The following is a 16,319-nucleotide window of genomic DNA, read 5'->3' on the forward strand; positions in this document are numbered from 1 at the left end:
GAACTGTTCACTAACCCTTGGTTTATCATCATTCTGGTCGTCTGTTTTATGGTCGGCAACATCGCGGCACTGCGCTATGTCTCCTACTTGAAACTCAAACCAACTAGCAAAACGCAGCCAACAGACGCAGAGCAAGAGCGACGCAGCGATGAAGCGCTACTCAAAGAGCTACTCGAAGAAAGCGAGGAAAGCACGCCAGAGGGCAGCGACCCAATGACCAATAATAGTGCCACTAGCAACACCACTCACCCGCAGAACAAAGACTAAGCTACCTCCCTAATTCTGAACATCTCCAATTCAGATCATCTCCGATTCAGAGCATTACGCGGAGCCATCTCCGCGTATCAGCCAAGTCGGTTTAGCCCGGCGATCTATTTGATATGATCCCACGACATGTTTGAGACCAATCGGCACTCGTCGCATTTAAAATGAAACACGTCATGAAGTGGCTCGTCTAAGCGCCAGTCGCCACCACACTTGGGGCATAACCTAGCCTGCTCAGTCGCGAGGCTCTCGCCTCCGACGCGATACTGATAGTAGTAAGTGGGGATTTGCGTGATGTACTCAATCCGGCCGCGCAAATCCCAGCCACGCTTAAATAGCACGCTGTCCACGTCACCAATCTCATGCAAGGCCGCATGTTCAGCGCGGCACGCACCGGCCATTTGCAGCTCATCGCACGCTTGCCATTCCGTCTGCCATTTGATCACCGCTTTATGATCGCCATTGAGCGTTGGGCCATTGCGGTATAAAGGGATAGGCAGCAAGGTATCGCCACTACGAAGCGGCGAGCAAGTATGCACATACGTGGTGTAGAGCACCTGCCAGCTTGGCGCACTGTCATCGGCGGCCTCTTCCGAGTTAATGTCTCGGCCCAATAGACGCATTTTTGGGGCCAGCAGCGCCGCCTCAGCTAGGCGCTTGAGACACACTTTGACAAAGTCGGAGTGGTGTCTTGGGTGTAAGCTCTCTTTCTCTGGGCAGACGACACGGACAAAAAACTCGCCATCGCCCATCACGATAGGGAACTCTCTGCCGAGCACCTGACCGTTGTAACGTAGCGCATCCATCAGACCGTTAATGGCTTTGTCGACCGCACTGATGGTGGTGTTATCAAAACACTCAAACTGTAACTCAACTACGTACATCGCTTGATACCACCGGCTCTAACTGGGAAAGAAATTCATCAATACTTGGTGCGAGGACGTCTCGCTTTGCCGTGCCGAGGCGCTCAAGAATCACGTTCCCCGTCAAATTGCAGATCGAGACCACATCGAGCTCCGCCTCTGTTGCTCCGATAAACACCGTAGGTTTGAGTTTTAAACGACGCTGGGTAACCAAATGCCCCAGAATGTTCTCTTGCAGGCGCTCAAAGTCGTCATCACTCCACACTTGCAAGAGCGTCAAGTCATTGCCTTGCCAGGTCACGTCCATATCGGCGCTGTATTGAATACCGTAAAAGATTTTGATGTCATCGTGAAGGGTCAGCTCAATCGCTTGTTCAACGTTGGAAAAATCCGCTTGACGCTCTCTCGGCTGAGCTTGCCACCAGACTGTGTCCTCATCCTTGTGTACAACACAGGGTGAGACCAAGTCCGCCAACTCTGCGCTTTTCGGCAAATGACCTTGACGGTCAAGGTAGGCTTGGCGGTAGCGGTCACTCAACGAGAGTAACGCCTCAGCTGCGATATCTTGCATTCAAATCTCCAACATCAATGTTCGCTTTTAGGGGCGGGATTGCGTAAAATTCTCGCCATTCTAATGGAAAATGAACAAAAGTATGAGCAAATATTCTGATGCCAAAGAGCTGGCTGGCCTAACCCTTGGACAAAAAACCGACTACGCCAACCAGTACGACCCAAGCTTGCTTCAACCGGTCCCGCGCAGCCTCAACCGCGACGATCTTCAGCTGGGTGACACCTTGCCATTTATGGGCTGCGATCTTTGGACTTTGTATGAGCTCTCATGGCTAAACAGTAAAGGGCTGCCTCAAGTTGCGATTGGTGACGTCGCCATCCCTGCCACTAGCGCCAACTTGATTGAGTCGAAGTCGTTCAAGCTCTACCTTAACAGTCTTAACCAATCCCGCTTCGACAGTTGGGATGAAGTCGAACGCACGTTGACCCGCGATCTTTCGGCCTGCGCAGGTGAAACCGTATCCGTCACCCTGCACAGCGTTGAGGACTATACCGACAGCGTGATTGTGACCATGAATGGCGAGTGTATCGATCACCAAGACATCGAAATCACCCACTACGACTTTGATGCGAGCCTGCTGGAAAATGCCACGCTCGCGGAAGACGTGGAAGAGAGCCTCCACAGCCATCTATTGAAATCGAACTGCTTGATCACCAATCAACCTGATTGGGGCAGCGTCGAGATTCAGTACCAGGGCAAGCAAATCGATCGCGAAGCGCTGCTGCGTTACCTTGTCTCTTTCCGTGAGCACAATGAGTTTCACGAGCAGTGTGTGGAACGAATCTTTACCGACATCATGACCTACTGCCAACCAGAGAAGCTCACGGTTTATGCCCGTTACACGCGCCGTGGTGGTCTTGATATCAACCCATATCGCTCAAATCAATACCCAGAACCGTTGCACAACCAACGCATGGCGCGCCAATAACATTCGTTCCTCTTAATTTGGTCAACAAGGATAGCTACCACCATGATTTCACTTCGCTGGCGCTCGATTGTCTTTGCGTTTGTTTTGCTGATTTCTCGCCCGTTATGGGCCAACACGATCTATTCATCCGCCGTGTTGAACGAGGCCAGCGGCGTGGTGGATGTCGTGCCAGCGCAAGCTCGTCAGTTGGTGCAAAATTTCTTAGAGCAGCGTGATTTAATTGGTCAGACGGAGCAAAGCCCGAACGCTTTATCGCGTGACGATTCTGAGAGCCGCACTCGCTCTCCAGGCAGCACCATTGACGCTCTGCGTATTCTGTCAAAAGCCGAATACAATCTGCACAACCCACGAAACGCGCTCCTGCACCTTGAACAAGCGGAAGAATTAGCGGCGAAATACCAGCTCCCCTATCTGCTGCTTGACGTGCGTATTGATGAAATTCAACTGCGTTGGCAAATCAGCGCTGATGGCGCCGCCGCCCGTGAAGGGCTCGAGCTGGTCGAGCAAGAAATCAGTCAAATCGCCAATCCACAGCAATTTGCGCGCGGATTGCAATACCGCACTGCCATGTTGCGCGCTGCGATAGCGTCACAGGAAGGGCAATTGGATCTCGCCAATCAACTCTACCTGCAAAGTAAAGAGTATGTGGACAACTCCAATTCTGACCGCACGTTTATCCGCTTTCACACCACCTATGGCCAGCACTTACTCGCGCATAAACAGTACAACCAAGCGCTCTCCGAGCTTCTTGCCAGTTATTGGAAAGCGATTGAAGTGGACTCAGGGCAACAATTGGCAGAGGTCAACCAAGTGCTGGGACAACTCTTTTTTGAGCGCCGAGTGCTGGATAAAGCGGCGGACCACCTCTCCCAAGCAGCGGATTTTTATGACAACTTTGACTCATCACCTCGATTAGCCCCCTTGCTCAAACGTATGGGCGATATCTACTACCAGCAAGGGAAATACAACTTGGCGTTGGTGCACTACTTCAACGCCATGGACCATGAAAAGATGCGCACCAATATCGAAAGTGTCATCGACATTCGTCTCTCGCTCGCGACCACTTATCTAAATTTGGTCAACTACCCACTGGCAGAGCAATATTTAGAGCGCGCGCAAGATCTGTTGCAGTACACAGATACCCCACGTCTAAAGGCACACGCTCTGTTGCTTGAATCCGGTTTGGCACGTCATCAAAAGCTCGCAAAAGTGGTGTTGGATCGCGCCTTCAAAGCGCTCTCTATCGGTGAATCGCTCAATGACATCACCATTCGTAAACACGCGTTCCAACTGCTCTACTACGGCTATGAACTGAGTGGGGAATACAAAGAAGCGTTAGAGTTTATGAAACAATTTAACTCCCTATCCATTATTGAGCAGCAGCAACTCGACATCATAAGCGAAGACGCGTTTCGCCAACAAAAAGAGTTCGTCGAGCAATCGCTTCATCTAGCGGGCCAAAAAGAAGAGCTGATTGAAACCCACGCCGAGTACCTCAAATTTCAGAAAATCACAGTGACGCTGTTTGTGGTGTGCGCGCTGCTCTTTATCTTCTTAATACGTCGAGGGCATGTCATCAATGTTCAACGTGAGGAGTTGGATCTGCTCAACGAGCTGATCTACACCCATTCACGTTCTGGCTTGAAAAACCTACGCATGTTGAACGCGAAACTACCGGCGTCATTGGAAGAGAGCAGCCACAAATTTGAGAAATGGCATGTTGGCGAGCTGATTCATGAACCACTCAATGACCGCCTGCGCTTCGTCATGATTGACGTCCCCTTCCTGCGTAACATGTATTTGCAACACGGCTACGCAGAGGGGTTAAAACTGGAAAAAGCCTTTGGTGACTATCTGCACAGCCGAATTGAATCTCCGGCGCGTATGTATCACTTTTCCGATGCCAACCTCCTCTACATTGAGCCAGCCAGCGAAGAGAACCGAGATCCTGAACGACTGTTTGAACGCATTCAGCAGTGGATCTGTGAGTTTGAGCCTCAACGCTCGCTTAACCGCATCGTACGAATTGGTATGGCGGATTACCCCTTCCTACCAAGGGCTTATACGGCCGTGAATGATAAAGAGTTGATTGATGTGTTGTTGATGTCCACCAGCACGGCGCGTACCTTAAGTATGAAAGAACACAGTAGTCAGTGGGTTTACCTCAAGGCGATTGAGAATGCTCCGGCAGCGAGCCTTGCAACTGGTAACATACGTAAAGCGTGTAAACATTCCATTAATCAAGGGTTAATAAAGGTCCATTCATCGTTCAAGAATGAGGACAGTATCAAAAAACTATTAAAAGATGAGTAAAACCTGGGCAAACGACGTCGGTATGTCGTGACGGGCGGATTTATTTTGATATTATCGTTAAATTCGTTATTAAGGTTAGGCTTTTCCTATCCGTCTTAAGTTTAGATTTTCATGGGCGTTCTTGAGCAAGATCTTCAGTCACAGCTGTACAATCTGAAATCTCAATTGGAACAAGTCCGATTGAATCACAGAGATACCTCGTTCAAGTTTCAACGAGAACAAAAGGTATTGAAGCGAATCGTCGCGTCCCTAAGTAGCGCCTATACTTATGAGAACCCTAGGCTTCAAGATGGCTTGATAGAACTGCGTCGAGCCTTAGAACAGCAGCAAGATGTCACTACCATGATACCGAAGCTCGCCGTTCTTGAACGCCTGCTTAAACAGCAGAGCATAGCGATGGACAAACAGAGCGACAATTTAGACTCGAAAATCAAAGCAAGCGGTGAGACCCTGCTACGCTTGACAGGTTTGCCTGCCAAGATTAAGCGTGATCTACGCGATTTACTCAGTTATTCCAACGGCATTGAGCGGCCAAAAGCAGAACAAGCTTTGACTCTACTTGGCCTCTACGAACGCTCCATCAAAATCATTACTTCCAACCCTGACACTTCCATCAATCAAATCGCCAACAGCTCGGATCGCGAACTGCTTTTGCGCCTTTCGGATGAGCTGCAACACCTCATCACTGAATTGGATTTTGAAGGTGAGTCAGGGGATCTCTTAGCGGATATCCGTGCCAAACTGCTGATTGGCGTCTCTTCACATGTATTGCTTGAGCTCACCTTACAAACGCTCAAGCTGGTCATCGAAGGCACCAAGTATGAGCGCAAGACCTCTGAGCAGTTTTTAGAGCAAGTGAACGCTTCTCTCGCGACGACACTCAAAAGTAGCGCGCAAAATACGCAGCAGTCGGAAAGCTACTTTGAGCAGCGCAAAGAGATGAACATCGAGCTCTCCGAGTTACTGGGCAGTACTCAATCTAAGGTCAACAACGCGCAGTCGCTCGATGATCTCAAGCAAGATCTCAATCCACTGTTGAGTCAGCTCAATGCATTAACCGAACGGTTACACTTAGCGGAGCAGCGTGAGCAAGCCCTCATCGAGCGGATGGAATATGGCAATAATCAGTTGGAAGCGCTGTTCGAAGTGACGCAAGATTACCGTCGTCGACTTGAAGATCAAGCGCAGCGCATGTTGCTTGACCCGCTGACCAAGGTCTACAACCGCACCGCCTTTAACGATCGTTTAGAGCTTGAATATCGCCGCTGGATTCGCGCGCAACATAATCTTCGCGTGGTGATGTTTGATATTGATGGTTTTAAGGTCATCAATGACAGCTTTGGGTATTCTGCGGGCGACAAAGCACTCAAGATCATTGCACGCACCATTAAGAGCCAGTTGAATAGCACAGACACTGTCGCCCGTTTCTCAGGCGAAGAGTTCATCATTTTACTGCCTGAATCCGATGACAACGCCAGCTTTAAGCTCATCCAAACTGTTCAGTCTCAGGTCTCGAAGCTGCCATTCAAATTCCGCGACCAAAACCTCTCTATCACCTTGTCGGCGGCCAGCACCTCCTTCAAAGAGTCCGATACACCAGAAGAAGTACTCGAACGCCTAAACCTTTCACTGAAAGAAGCGAAATCCGTCGGAAAAAGCCAACTGGTTTGGAAATAACCCACCCCCTCATTTCTCAGCTTGATATAAACATATCAAATACTTAGCCTTTATTATCTGTTAAAGCATGCTAAGCTAGTAGTAACTCAGTTATTCACTCCCTCTCCATTTTCCACTGAGCACTAACAATAATAAATCACCGCATGAAACAATTCTGGTTAAGGAGACTTCATGATCACACATATCAGCCCAGCCGGTAGTATGGACTTACTGTCTCAACTTGAAGTTGAGCGCCTTAAAAAAACGGCCTCGAGTGATCTCTACCAACTGTATCGCAACTGCACACTGGCGGTGCTTAACTCCGGCAGCCACACGGACAACTCAAAAGAGCTACTCGACAAATACAAATCCTTTGATGTCAATGTATTACGCCGTGAGAGAGGCATCAAACTCGAACTCATTAATGCTCCAGAGCACGCCTTTGTTGACGGGGAAATCATCAAAGGTATTCAGGAGCATCTCTTCTCTGTGCTGCGCGATATTGTTTATGTCAACATGCACTTAGCGGATAATCAACGTCTAAACCTGACCAATGCCAGCCACATTACCAACTTGGTGTTTGGCATTTTGCGTAACGCCGGAGCCCTAATCCCTGGGCTTGAGCCTAACTTAGTCGTCTGTTGGGGCGGTCACTCTATCAATGCGACGGAGTACCAATACACGCGCGAAGTAGGTAATGAGCTGGGTCTGCGTGAAATGAACATCTGTACCGGCTGCGGTCCTGGTGCGATGGAAGGCCCCATGAAGGGGGCTGCGATCGGTCATGCCAAACAGCGCTACTACGAGCAGCGTTATCTTGGCCTCACTGAGCCATCGATCATTGCTGCTGAGCCGCCAAACCCGATCGTCAATGAACTGGTCATCATGCCGGACATTGAAAAGCGCCTCGAAGCCTTTGTGCGTATGGCGCACGGCATTGTGATTTTCCCCGGCGGCGCGGGCACAGCGGAAGAGCTGCTTTACGTGTTAGGCATTATGATGCACCCAGAAAACGCCGATCAGCCGCTGCCCATCGTACTGACTGGGCCAAAAGAGAGTGAAGAGTACTTCCGCTCCATTGACCAGTTTATCGGTGCCACGCTAGGTAAAGCTGCACAACAACACTACGAAATCGTGATTGATGATCCCGCGCGTGTGGCGCAAATCATGAAACATGGAATGAGTGAAGTGCGTGCTCATCGTAAAGAAACCGGCGATGCATACAGCTACAACTGGTCACTTAAAATTGAGCCTGAGTTCCAACTGCCCTTTGAACCGACCCACGACAACATGGCGAGTTTGGATTTGCACCTCAATCAACGACCTGAAAACCTCGCCGCTTCTCTGCGTCAAGCATTCTCGGGCATTGTGGCGGGTAATGTTAAGGCAGAAGGTATCCGTGAGATTGAACGCCACGGCCCGTTCGAACTCGATGGCGATAGTGAGCTGATGAAAAAGATGGACAGACTATTAAAAGACTTTGTCAGCCAAGACCGGATGAAACTGCCCGGAGGCAGTGCCTACGAACCGTGCTATCGGATTAAGACCGCCTAGCAATCTATCACTCAATCATTACAATAAGGGCCTTAGAGCCCTTATTTTATGCCGTTTTGGTAACGCTGTTATGTCTATACACCTTGTGATCATCGATGCCCTCAATTTGATTCGCCGAGTCCACTCAGCGCAGCCCGATGCGTCAGACATCGCACGTACCGCTCAAACCACCTCGCGCACTTTAAGTCGCATCATCAACGAAAGCCAACCCACCCACATTATTGCGGTGTTTGATCATCACCTGCAAGAGCGAGGCTGGCGCGCCGAACGGTTGCCTGAATACAAACAAAACCGCAAACCGATGCCCGAACCACTGCAAGAGGGCCTAGAGAGCATTCAAGAAGCATGGTGGCAATTGGGGGTGGATTCGCTGTTATCTGAAGGGGATGAAGCGGACGATCTGGTCGCCACACTGGCGATGAAGGTCGCGAGTCACGGCGAAAAAGTGACCATCATTTCCACCGATAAAGGCTATTGCCAATTGCTCTCTCCCACCTTGCAAATTCGCGACTATTTTCAGCATCGTTGGTTGGACGCGCCATTTATCGAACAAGAATTTGGTGTCAAACCCGAGCAATTGGCCGACTACTGGGGATTGGCTGGCATTAGCTCAAGCCAAGTGACTGGGGTTCCGGGCATTGGCCCGAAAGCCGCCAAAGAGATCCTGACGCAATTTGCCAACATCGATGAGGCCTACGCCAGCGAGAGTTTAGCGCCCAAATATCGTAAAAAATTGGACGAGCATATTGAGCAAGCCAAACTGTGCCGCCAAGTTGCCGCGCTGAAAACCGATATCGAGCTTGGATTCAACTTACAAGATTTGCGCTATTCACCGCCCGAACAAGGATAAAAAACAGCCCTGACAATGCAGGGCTGTAACTTGACCTTAATCGGTTAGCTTAGTGCGGCGAGATGTTCGATAAACACTGGACGTGCACGGTGATCTCTTCTCGATCATGATACAAGTGCTTCGCTTGCAGCTTGAATTTGACCTTGTTTTCAATCAGGAAAATCTTCAAGTTTTCAATATCTTCCAACACTTCATCGTAACGCCCTTTCATCGGCAACTTTAAATTGAAGATCGCCTCTTTCGCCCAACCACTGATGATCCATTCGCCCATCAATTGCGCCACACGTGACGGTTTTTCAATCATATCACACACGAGCCAAGTGACGTTCTTACGCGCGGGTTCGAACTTAAAACCATCTTCTTGATGGTGTTTCACTTGCCCCGTTTCCATCAAGCTGTCCGCCATCATACCGTTATCAACCGCATGGACAAACATCGAACGCTTGACCAGTTGATAGGTCCAACCGCCCGGACACGCACCTAAGTCCACACCCCACATGCCAGAGGCAAGACGCTCGTCCCACTCTTCTTTTGGGATAAAGACATGGAACGCTTCTTCAAGCTTCAACGTCGAACGACTAGGCGCATCAGCAGGGAACTTAAGACGCGGGATGCCCATAAAGAATTGGGAGTTGTTGCTAGGTAACGAGTAGCCAACAAAACAGTGCCCCGGCGCTACAAAGCAGAGGTGCAAGACTGGTTTTTTCGGGCTCTCTCTATCGAAAAGAATGCCTTTGCCGCGCATCGCTTGGCGCATCGGTACGGTAAATTTTCGGCAGAACTTGAGTAGCTCTTTGGCCTCATTGGTGTCTGGCGTCTCAATTCGGATATCGCCGCAACGAGGAAAACCTTCGACCTCAGCCAGAAATTGCAAAATCGGCGTGATGCGATCTTCACGAGGCAGTTCGTCAATCTCTACCGCCACCGCAAACATCTGACGGGCAAAAATGAGCGACTTAAAGTCGAGCTCTTTGACCAACTTCTCGGCATCGCCCTCTTGATAGCATTCAAACAGCACGTATCCCGAATTCTTTTTCAGGCGAGGGAAACCATACACTTCCAACTGGGTGGCGCGATCTTGAATTTCTCCGGCACACTCTTTCTCAAACCCAGAACGGCAATAGAGTATTAACTGTTTCACTGATTCACCTCGTTACTTTGCAGTGCGGCGACAACAAACAGCGCCCAACCAATCAAAAACATCACTCCACCGAACGGAGTGATCGGGCCAAACCATTTGATGCCCGTGATCGCGAGTGCGTATAAGCTGCCGCTAAAACAAAAGATGCCGATGATAAAGCAAATTGCCGCACGTGCGAAATTTTTTTCTCCGGCGGATAATGACGTCAACCGAAGGAAAAGCGCACAGAGCATGATCGCGACAGCGTGGAGGAATTGATAATGGACGCCGGTTTGAAACACCTCCAGCAGATAAGGCGGCAGCATGGCTTTTAAACCATGGGCAGCAAAAGCGCCTAATGCGACACCAAGACCGGCAAACATGCCACCCAAGGCAAGTAAGTGGTTACTTTTCACTGTAGACTCCTTGAATAAACTCGGCCAACTTCTCGACCGCTAAGGCGATATTGCTTTGCTCAGTATGCCCAGAGCGTTTGCGAGGTTTAAAGCTATGATCGCCATCTGGAATGAACACAAGCTCGGTACATGACGACAAAGAGAAATTCACGCACTCATCTTTTGAGCCGAACGCATCACGCTCACCTTGCAAAATCAAGGTGGGTTTGTGGATAGTGCTTAGGTGGTCGCCCTTAAAGTTCTCTGGCTTGCCCGGCGGATGAAAAGGAAACCCCAAACATGCCACCGCGCGCACCTTATCGTCATCAGCCAATAAACTCGCCATGCGTCCTCCCATCGACTTACCGCCGATCACCACAGGGGAAGCGGCATGTTGCTCAAGTACCTGTTGATAGGCTTCCAGTAACTTGGGCGCTCTGTCTGGCGGGCGGCGCTTGCCATCTTGTTCGCACTTTTCCATATAGGGAAAATTAAAACGAATCACTTGAATACCGTGACTCGCGAGCCCCTTGGCGACGGCATCCATGAACGCATGATCCATTCCCGCCCCCGCGCCATGAGCAAAAATAAACACAGGATCATGGCTATCGCCGTCAATACGTCGATTATTCATCCAGCAATACCTCTTGTTCTTTGTGCGCCTTGGCCAGCATCCAATCACGGAAAGTGGCAATACGCCCCATATCCGCCTGCTTCTCATGGCAGACCACATAAAAGGCGTTCTTGGAGACCAATACCTCATCGAATGGGGCAATTAAGCGTCCTGCCTCCAACTCTGGTTGGGCAAGAACGTTGTTACCCAAGGCGACCCCTTGGCCGTGAGCAGCCGCCTGCAGCACCATGGTTGAGTGGCTAAAGATGGGGCCGTGGTTGACATTGACGCCTTCAATGTCATGCTCTTTCGCAAACTGCTTCCAATCTTTGCGCGAGGTATCGTGAAGTAGAGTATGCTGCTTGAGGTCACTTAATGTTTCTAATGGTTTGTTACCTAAAAGTAACGACGGGGAACAAAGTGGGATTAAAAATTCTTGGTAAAGTTTGTCTGCTCGAAGCCCGGGCCAATTACCGCGCCCGTAGTAAATGGCCACATCGACATCATCGGTCAGAGACCCCTCATCCATATCAACGGCTTTAATACGCACGTCGATATCTGGCTCTTGCTGGTTAAAGTCCGCCAGTCTTGGAACAAGCCATTGGATCGCAAAGCTCGGCGGTAAGCTGATGGTTAGGGCACCTTTCTCACTTCTTTCCAGAACTTTATCTGTCGCTTCGGCCAGTGAAGAGAAGATATCTTTGATATCAAGGAAATAACTTTGACCTTCCTCGGTGAGCAGTAACGAGCGATTTCGGCGACGAAACAGTTTCAAGCCGAGAAACTCTTCCAGCGCTTTAATCTGGTGGCTCACTGCCGCTTGAGTCACAAACAACTCTTCGGCAGCACGGGTAAAGCTCAAATGACGTGCGGCGGCCTCGAACACTTTTAATGAGTTCAAAGGGGGCAATCTTCTGGACATTAGGGTCGCCTCTATATGGATTAGTTTTTTTAATCTGAAACATTATAAATTGTCCATTGCCTGACGACTAGAGAAATTCTATATTTCTCACCGCACCAAGAGCCTGAACGGCTTGATATTTCGGTATCAATTGGCTTCTTGTTGCGATGTTGTGTTTGCAAACTCGAATTTCGAGTTCGGTAGTATTCTACCCGCTTTGATAACTATCAAAGCGCATACTTCCTGTATTTATTTTGACCTGTCTGTCAAATTTTTTAGCACCGCCTTATGGCGGTGTTTTTTTATGCCCTGTATTCGTGTTCTTCAGACAATAACGGCTTAACGCTTCCTTATCTGCTCATTTACCCAGTCAAACAAAAACGCGCAGCGTGAGACAACTCAGGCTGCGCGTTTATAGGGTTTAAAAAACCACTATGGGCGATAGACTTTGACGTTACTAAAGCCTTGCTCTTGCAAGTAGAGCGCTTGTAAGCGACTCATCACCCCACGCTCACAGTAAAGCAGATACGTGTGCGACTGATCGAGATCGCCAAATTGCGTGGCTAGCTTGTAGAACGGGATGTGCTTAACCTCAACACCCTCTATTTCTAATGGCTTATCGTCTTCCTCTTCTGGACTACGAATATCCAAAACCACTGCGTGATCTTCCACCGCTTGAACTTGCTCAACTTCAGGCGCCGCTAGCTCTGTCTCTTTCGCAATATCTCGGATATCCATTTGACGCGCTTCGCGCACCACTTGCTCAAGAATATCAAAGTTGAAGTTGGCCTCTTCCGCTTCTAGCTTGCCTTTCACCGCTTTGACGGTTGGCTTTTTAGAGATCACCCCACAATATTCTGGCATGGTCTTAGCGAAATCTTCGGTGCCGATGTTACGCGCTAGGTTGATGATGTCTTCTTTGTCCCAGTTGATCAGCGGACGAAGAATCAAGGTATCGGTCACGCCGTCAATATGACGCAGGTTGGTTAAGGTTTGGCTTGATACTTGGCCGAGCGCCTCACCTGTGACCAAGGCCTGAATACCAAACTTCTCAGCAATCATACCGGCTGCGCGCATAAACATACGCTTTAGCACCACGCCCATTTGACCATCGTCGACCTTTTCCAAGATCTCTGCGACCACAGGTTCAAAATCGACCGAAATAAAGCGCACTTTGGCCGACGATCCGTATTTATTCCACAAGTAGTAAGAGACTTGTTTAACGCCGATTTCATGCGCCGGACCGCCCAAGTTAAAGAAGCAGTAATGCACTTTTGAGCCACGCTTGATGTGCAGGTAGCTAGAAACACCGGAATCAAAACCACCTGAAATCAGGCTCAGCACATCTTCTTGCGTCCCTAATGGGAAGCCGCCCAAGCCTTTGTGGCGTGCGATCACTTGGTTAAGTTTGTCGCCTGCGACTTCAACCTTGACTGTTACATCTGGGTTTTGCAGCTTAACGCTGGCACTTTCCACCGCTTGGTTAAGGCCACCACCGACATAGCGTTCCAGTTCGATAGAGGTGAAATCATGCTTACCACGACGCTTTGCGCGCACCACGAACGTCTTACCTTCAATGTTGGGGCGATTAAGTTCTAGCACTTGCTCGTAGATGTCGTGCAAGTCTTTAAACTCTGACTGCTTAACCTCTAAGACATGATGAATGCCCGGCGTGTGCGTCAACACTTCGATGGTTTCGTTGTAGTACTTATCAGACTCGGAGGTCACTTCGATGTGATCACGACGGTTAAATACCGCTACAGACTCCGTTCGGCTTTTGATAATGTTGCGAATATTACACTCTAGAATCTTGGTGAAGCGCTTGCGCACCGATTCACTTTTTACGAAGATTTCTGGATGGGGCTTAACGATAAATTTCATAGTTCACTTCACAAGTTCTGTTTCGCACATAAATAGAGGTTAGCCTTAACGCGTTGCGCTGGCTAAGGGCGCAAGATTATACACGAATGAGTGCGCATAAAAAAGACGAGCCATCGCTCGCCTTTTGACCATTCTCGATGACGCTAAGTTTCCGCCTCTCGAATCGCGCTTTTATCCTAACTGTTTTTGCCCTGACTACTTTTGCTTACTTTTGCTTTAGCTTAGTTGTCCAGTACAGGCACTTCATCGCTGAGCAGGGCTTCCCCTTGCAAGATGCTGATTTCAACTCGGCGATTGCGTGAGCGCTGCGCTTCGGTGTCATTAGGTCCGAGCGGCTGAGTATCCGCCATACCACGCACTTCTAAACGGCTATGGTCAAACCCTCTCACACGTTCCATTTCCTGTGCTACTGATACCGCACGCTGAGCGGACAGATCCCAGTTCGAGCGGTAGAGCTCCGAATCCAACCTTTGGTTGTCCGTATGGCCAGAGACGCGCACCACACCAGGAATGTCTTTAACAAGATCCGCTATCTGGCGCACTAAAGGACGAAACTTAGGCTGCAAGAAGGCAGAACCTTCAGGGAAGGCACCTTTTTCACGAATTCGGATATCGATTTGTTGGCCAAGATTTTCTACCTCAATCGCCCCTTGCTCAATTTCACGTTCTAGCGCTTTCTTGATACTTTCCATCAAGGTTTCAAGCTCTTGCGACTTCTCTGCCGATTGCTGTTGTTCGTTGTCTGATTCAGAGTTCTGGTTGTCTTCCGTTGACGTGTCGGGTGATTTACCGCCAGTCAGCTTGCCTTTGTCACGTTGGGTTCCCCCGGCGCGATCGGACTCGCCTTCATGAAACTCCAGCGTTTGCTGAGTGATGTCGATGGTTTGCTGCATGATGACGTCAATCGGCGTTGGTTCAGGTCGACCTGGTCTGAACTCTTGAGCAATGATACTGGTCCCCTTCGGGATGTCTTTCACTTCCAAGCGGTTCTGTACACCAAACGCAAACTTCATTGATCCCGCGATCTGTTTGAACTTCAGTACGTCCATTTCAGAGAATGACAACAGCAGTACGAAGAAACACATGAGCAGCGACATCAAGTCGGCAAACGTCCCCATCCACAAGGGCAAACCAGGTGGCGGACATTTGCAATCGTTCTCATCGTCCATCTTTATTCCTTACTCGTTATCGACGTCAAGGGCACGCTTACCTTCATTGAGGTAATTTTTCAGATAGCTGTCGATAACACGAGGGTTTTGACCGTCTTGAATAGCCAGTACGCCATCCATGATCAAGCGACGGTTTAACTTCTCTTGTTCTCGGCGTAGGGAGAGTTTGTCGGCAATTGGGAAGAACACCATGTTAGACAAGATCGCACCGTACAGCGTTGTCAACAACGCCACCGCCATAGCAGGACCGATCGCTTTAGGATCGTCCATGTTCGACAGCATCGCCACCAGACCGACCAAGGTACCAATCATGCCCATCGCCGGCGCTACGTCACCAAAGGCGCGAAATACGCTGGTACCAAATTCATGTCGTTCGTCCGTCAAGGAGATGTCTTTTTGTAACGCGGCGCGCACGACATCGGCGTCATGACCGTCAACCAATAAGTCGATGCCCTTTTGCATGAAACTGTTGGTGATTTCCATCTCTTCGAGTGCAAGGAAGCCACCTTTACGAGCAGCGTCAGCCATTTCGACCACTTTAGCGATGAGATCTTCTGGCTCGTCCACCTTGAACATGAAGGCTTTGCCAGCAATCTTCGCCGCGCCAAAGAATTGCCCCATGGTAAACTTCATCAGTACAACAAAGGTCGAACCGCCGACCACGATCAATATCGATGTAACATCGATAAACATCATGATGCTTCCGCCAAGTATCATGGCCATGATGACGAAGGCAAATCCGCCAAGCAATCCCAAAAGCGTTGCTAAATCCACAAAGCACTCCTCATGCTAACTCCAAGCTTCTACCAAATTATATCGGCAACATGTTCAGATCTTTAGTTTTTTATAAGTTGCGCGTCACAACATCCATCTTTGCTTGACCGGAGCCACCGCGCAAGCTCGATTTTTCTGACAAATTTACTCGGTTAAATTTGACCATCATTGGCGGCTAAGGTAACTTTCGTCCATCTTTACAAATGTAGAAAAGTTATGGCGAGCAAGAAACCCGAAAATATGACATTCGAGGCAACAATTGAAGAACTGGATACAATTGTTGCAAATTTAGAGAATGGCGATTTGTCGCTCGACGACGCATTAAAGAAATTCGAACGCGGAATCACTCTTGCTCGTGCTGGTCAAGCTAAATTGAGCGATGCAGAACAACGTGTCAGCCTGCTACTTCGTAATGACGATGACGCGCCGCTCGTTGATTTTGATGCCCAGCCTGAATAACGGTTTTA

Annotated in this window: 16 protein-coding genes; 7 read left to right on the plus strand and 9 right to left on the minus strand. The window is 49.3% G+C overall.

Annotated elements, in window-relative coordinates; genetic code table 11:
• The coding region (locus tag AC6R0S_RS05865) for a DUF2897 family protein (RefSeq protein ID WP_500637441.1) at positions 1 to 267 on the plus strand (267 nt) is incomplete at its 5' end.
• A gap of 104 nt (positions 268 to 371) precedes the next feature.
• On the opposite strand, the gene AC6R0S_RS05870 is transcribed toward AC6R0S_RS05865, so the two are convergent.
• Complete coding sequence (locus AC6R0S_RS05870) at positions 372 to 1,148, minus strand: Zn-ribbon-containing protein (RefSeq protein WP_500633864.1); 777 nt, start codon at positions 1,146 to 1,148, stop codon at positions 372 to 374.
• Positions 1,135 to 1,698, minus strand: a complete 564-nt coding sequence (gene syd / locus AC6R0S_RS05875) for a SecY-interacting protein (protein WP_500630642.1) — start codon at positions 1,696 to 1,698, stop codon at positions 1,135 to 1,137. Before syd ends, AC6R0S_RS05870 begins: the two co-directional genes overlap by 14 nt.
• A gap of 82 nt (positions 1,699 to 1,780) precedes the next feature.
• Between syd and queF the strand changes: the two genes are divergently transcribed.
• The 5 genes from queF (at position 1,781) to xni (ending at position 8,999) form a co-directional block, all read left to right on the plus strand.
• The gene (gene queF / locus AC6R0S_RS05880; protein ID WP_500625980.1) at positions 1,781 to 2,626 is read left to right on the plus strand and encodes an NADPH-dependent 7-cyano-7-deazaguanine reductase QueF; all 846 of its coding nucleotides are present in this window, start codon (positions 1,781 to 1,783) and stop codon (positions 2,624 to 2,626) included.
• Between the two features lie 42 nt (positions 2,627 to 2,668).
• Positions 2,669 to 4,939, plus strand: a complete 2,271-nt coding sequence (locus AC6R0S_RS05885; RefSeq protein ID WP_500630643.1) for a tetratricopeptide repeat protein — start codon at positions 2,669 to 2,671, stop codon at positions 4,937 to 4,939.
• Between the two features lie 111 nt (positions 4,940 to 5,050).
• Positions 5,051 to 6,616, plus strand: coding sequence for a diguanylate cyclase (locus AC6R0S_RS05890; protein ID WP_334555224.1), 1,566 nt, complete (start codon positions 5,051 to 5,053; stop codon positions 6,614 to 6,616).
• 171 nt (positions 6,617 to 6,787) lie between these two features.
• Positions 6,788 to 8,149: a nucleotide 5'-monophosphate nucleosidase PpnN gene (gene ppnN, locus AC6R0S_RS05895; protein WP_334555223.1), complete on the plus strand. Its 1,362-nt coding sequence runs from the start codon at positions 6,788 to 6,790 to the stop codon at positions 8,147 to 8,149.
• A 70-nt stretch (positions 8,150 to 8,219) separates the two neighbouring features.
• Entirely contained in the window at positions 8,220 to 8,999 is a 780-nt protein-coding gene (gene xni / locus AC6R0S_RS05900; protein WP_500630645.1) for a flap endonuclease Xni, read from the plus strand.
• A gap of 49 nt (positions 9,000 to 9,048) precedes the next feature.
• Here xni and rlmM read toward each other — a convergent pair whose 3' ends face one another.
• The 7 genes from rlmM to pomA all read right to left on the minus strand — a co-directional run bounded on the left by rlmM (position 9,049) and on the right by pomA (position 15,852).
• Entirely contained in the window at positions 9,049 to 10,140 is a 1,092-nt protein-coding gene (gene rlmM / locus AC6R0S_RS05905) for a 23S rRNA (cytidine(2498)-2'-O)-methyltransferase RlmM (RefSeq protein ID WP_500637442.1), read from the minus strand.
• Positions 10,137 to 10,535, minus strand: coding sequence for a DUF423 domain-containing protein (locus AC6R0S_RS05910; RefSeq protein WP_500630647.1), 399 nt, complete (start codon positions 10,533 to 10,535; stop codon positions 10,137 to 10,139). The genes rlmM and AC6R0S_RS05910 overlap by 4 nt, the downstream gene beginning before the upstream one ends.
• Positions 10,525 to 11,148, minus strand: a complete 624-nt coding sequence (locus AC6R0S_RS05915) for an alpha/beta fold hydrolase (protein ID WP_500630648.1) — start codon at positions 11,146 to 11,148, stop codon at positions 10,525 to 10,527. Before AC6R0S_RS05915 ends, AC6R0S_RS05910 begins: the two co-directional genes overlap by 11 nt.
• Positions 11,141 to 12,049 carry a transcriptional regulator GcvA gene (locus AC6R0S_RS05920; RefSeq protein ID WP_334555218.1) on the minus strand — a complete coding sequence of 303 codons (909 nt, stop codon included), beginning with the start codon at positions 12,047 to 12,049 and terminating at the stop codon, positions 11,141 to 11,143. Before AC6R0S_RS05920 ends, AC6R0S_RS05915 begins: the two co-directional genes overlap by 8 nt.
• A 411-nt stretch (positions 12,050 to 12,460) precedes the next feature.
• Complete coding sequence (gene thiI, locus AC6R0S_RS05925) at positions 12,461 to 13,909, minus strand: tRNA uracil 4-sulfurtransferase ThiI (protein ID WP_500630649.1); 1,449 nt, start codon at positions 13,907 to 13,909, stop codon at positions 12,461 to 12,463.
• A 221-nt stretch (positions 13,910 to 14,130) separates the two neighbouring features.
• Positions 14,131 to 15,078 carry a flagellar motor protein MotB gene (locus AC6R0S_RS05930; protein ID WP_500630650.1) on the minus strand — a complete coding sequence of 316 codons (948 nt, stop codon included), beginning with the start codon at positions 15,076 to 15,078 and terminating at the stop codon, positions 14,131 to 14,133.
• 9 nt (positions 15,079 to 15,087) lie between these two features.
• Positions 15,088 to 15,852: a flagellar motor protein PomA gene (pomA, locus tag AC6R0S_RS05935; protein ID WP_334555215.1), complete on the minus strand. Its 765-nt coding sequence runs from the start codon at positions 15,850 to 15,852 to the stop codon at positions 15,088 to 15,090.
• Between the two features lie 216 nt (positions 15,853 to 16,068).
• Between pomA and xseB the strand changes: the two genes are divergently transcribed.
• Entirely contained in the window at positions 16,069 to 16,311 is a 243-nt protein-coding gene (gene xseB / locus AC6R0S_RS05940; protein ID WP_500625971.1) for an exodeoxyribonuclease VII small subunit, read from the plus strand.
• Positions 16,312 to 16,319: the final 8 nt, after the last annotated feature.

The organism is Vibrio sp. R15-SG3-ISO1B, assembly GCF_059833835.1.

Bases quoted from the DNA above. Each gene is read 5' to 3' on its own strand.
- AC6R0S_RS05870 (WP_500633864.1), bottom strand. From the start codon at position 1,148: ATGTACGTAGTTGAGTTACAGTTTGAGTGTTTTGATAACACCACCATC.
- syd (WP_500630642.1), bottom strand. From the start codon at position 1,698: ATGCAAGATATCGCAGCTGAGGCGTTACTCTCGTTGAGTGACCGCTAC.
- queF (WP_500625980.1), top strand. From the start codon at position 1,781: ATGAGCAAATATTCTGATGCCAAAGAGCTGGCTGGCCTAACCCTTGGA.
- AC6R0S_RS05885 (WP_500630643.1), top strand. From the start codon at position 2,669: ATGATTTCACTTCGCTGGCGCTCGATTGTCTTTGCGTTTGTTTTGCTG.
- AC6R0S_RS05890 (WP_334555224.1), top strand. From the start codon at position 5,051: ATGGGCGTTCTTGAGCAAGATCTTCAGTCACAGCTGTACAATCTGAAA.
- ppnN (WP_334555223.1), top strand. From the start codon at position 6,788: ATGATCACACATATCAGCCCAGCCGGTAGTATGGACTTACTGTCTCAA.
- xni (WP_500630645.1), top strand. From the start codon at position 8,220: ATGTCTATACACCTTGTGATCATCGATGCCCTCAATTTGATTCGCCGA.
- AC6R0S_RS05915 (WP_500630648.1), bottom strand. From the start codon at position 11,148: ATGAATAATCGACGTATTGACGGCGATAGCCATGATCCTGTGTTTATT.
- AC6R0S_RS05920 (WP_334555218.1), bottom strand. From the start codon at position 12,049: ATGTCCAGAAGATTGCCCCCTTTGAACTCATTAAAAGTGTTCGAGGCC.
- thiI (WP_500630649.1), bottom strand. From the start codon at position 13,909: ATGAAATTTATCGTTAAGCCCCATCCAGAAATCTTCGTAAAAAGTGAA.
- AC6R0S_RS05930 (WP_500630650.1), bottom strand. From the start codon at position 15,078: ATGGACGATGAGAACGATTGCAAATGTCCGCCACCTGGTTTGCCCTTG.
- xseB (WP_500625971.1), top strand. From the start codon at position 16,069: ATGGCGAGCAAGAAACCCGAAAATATGACATTCGAGGCAACAATTGAA.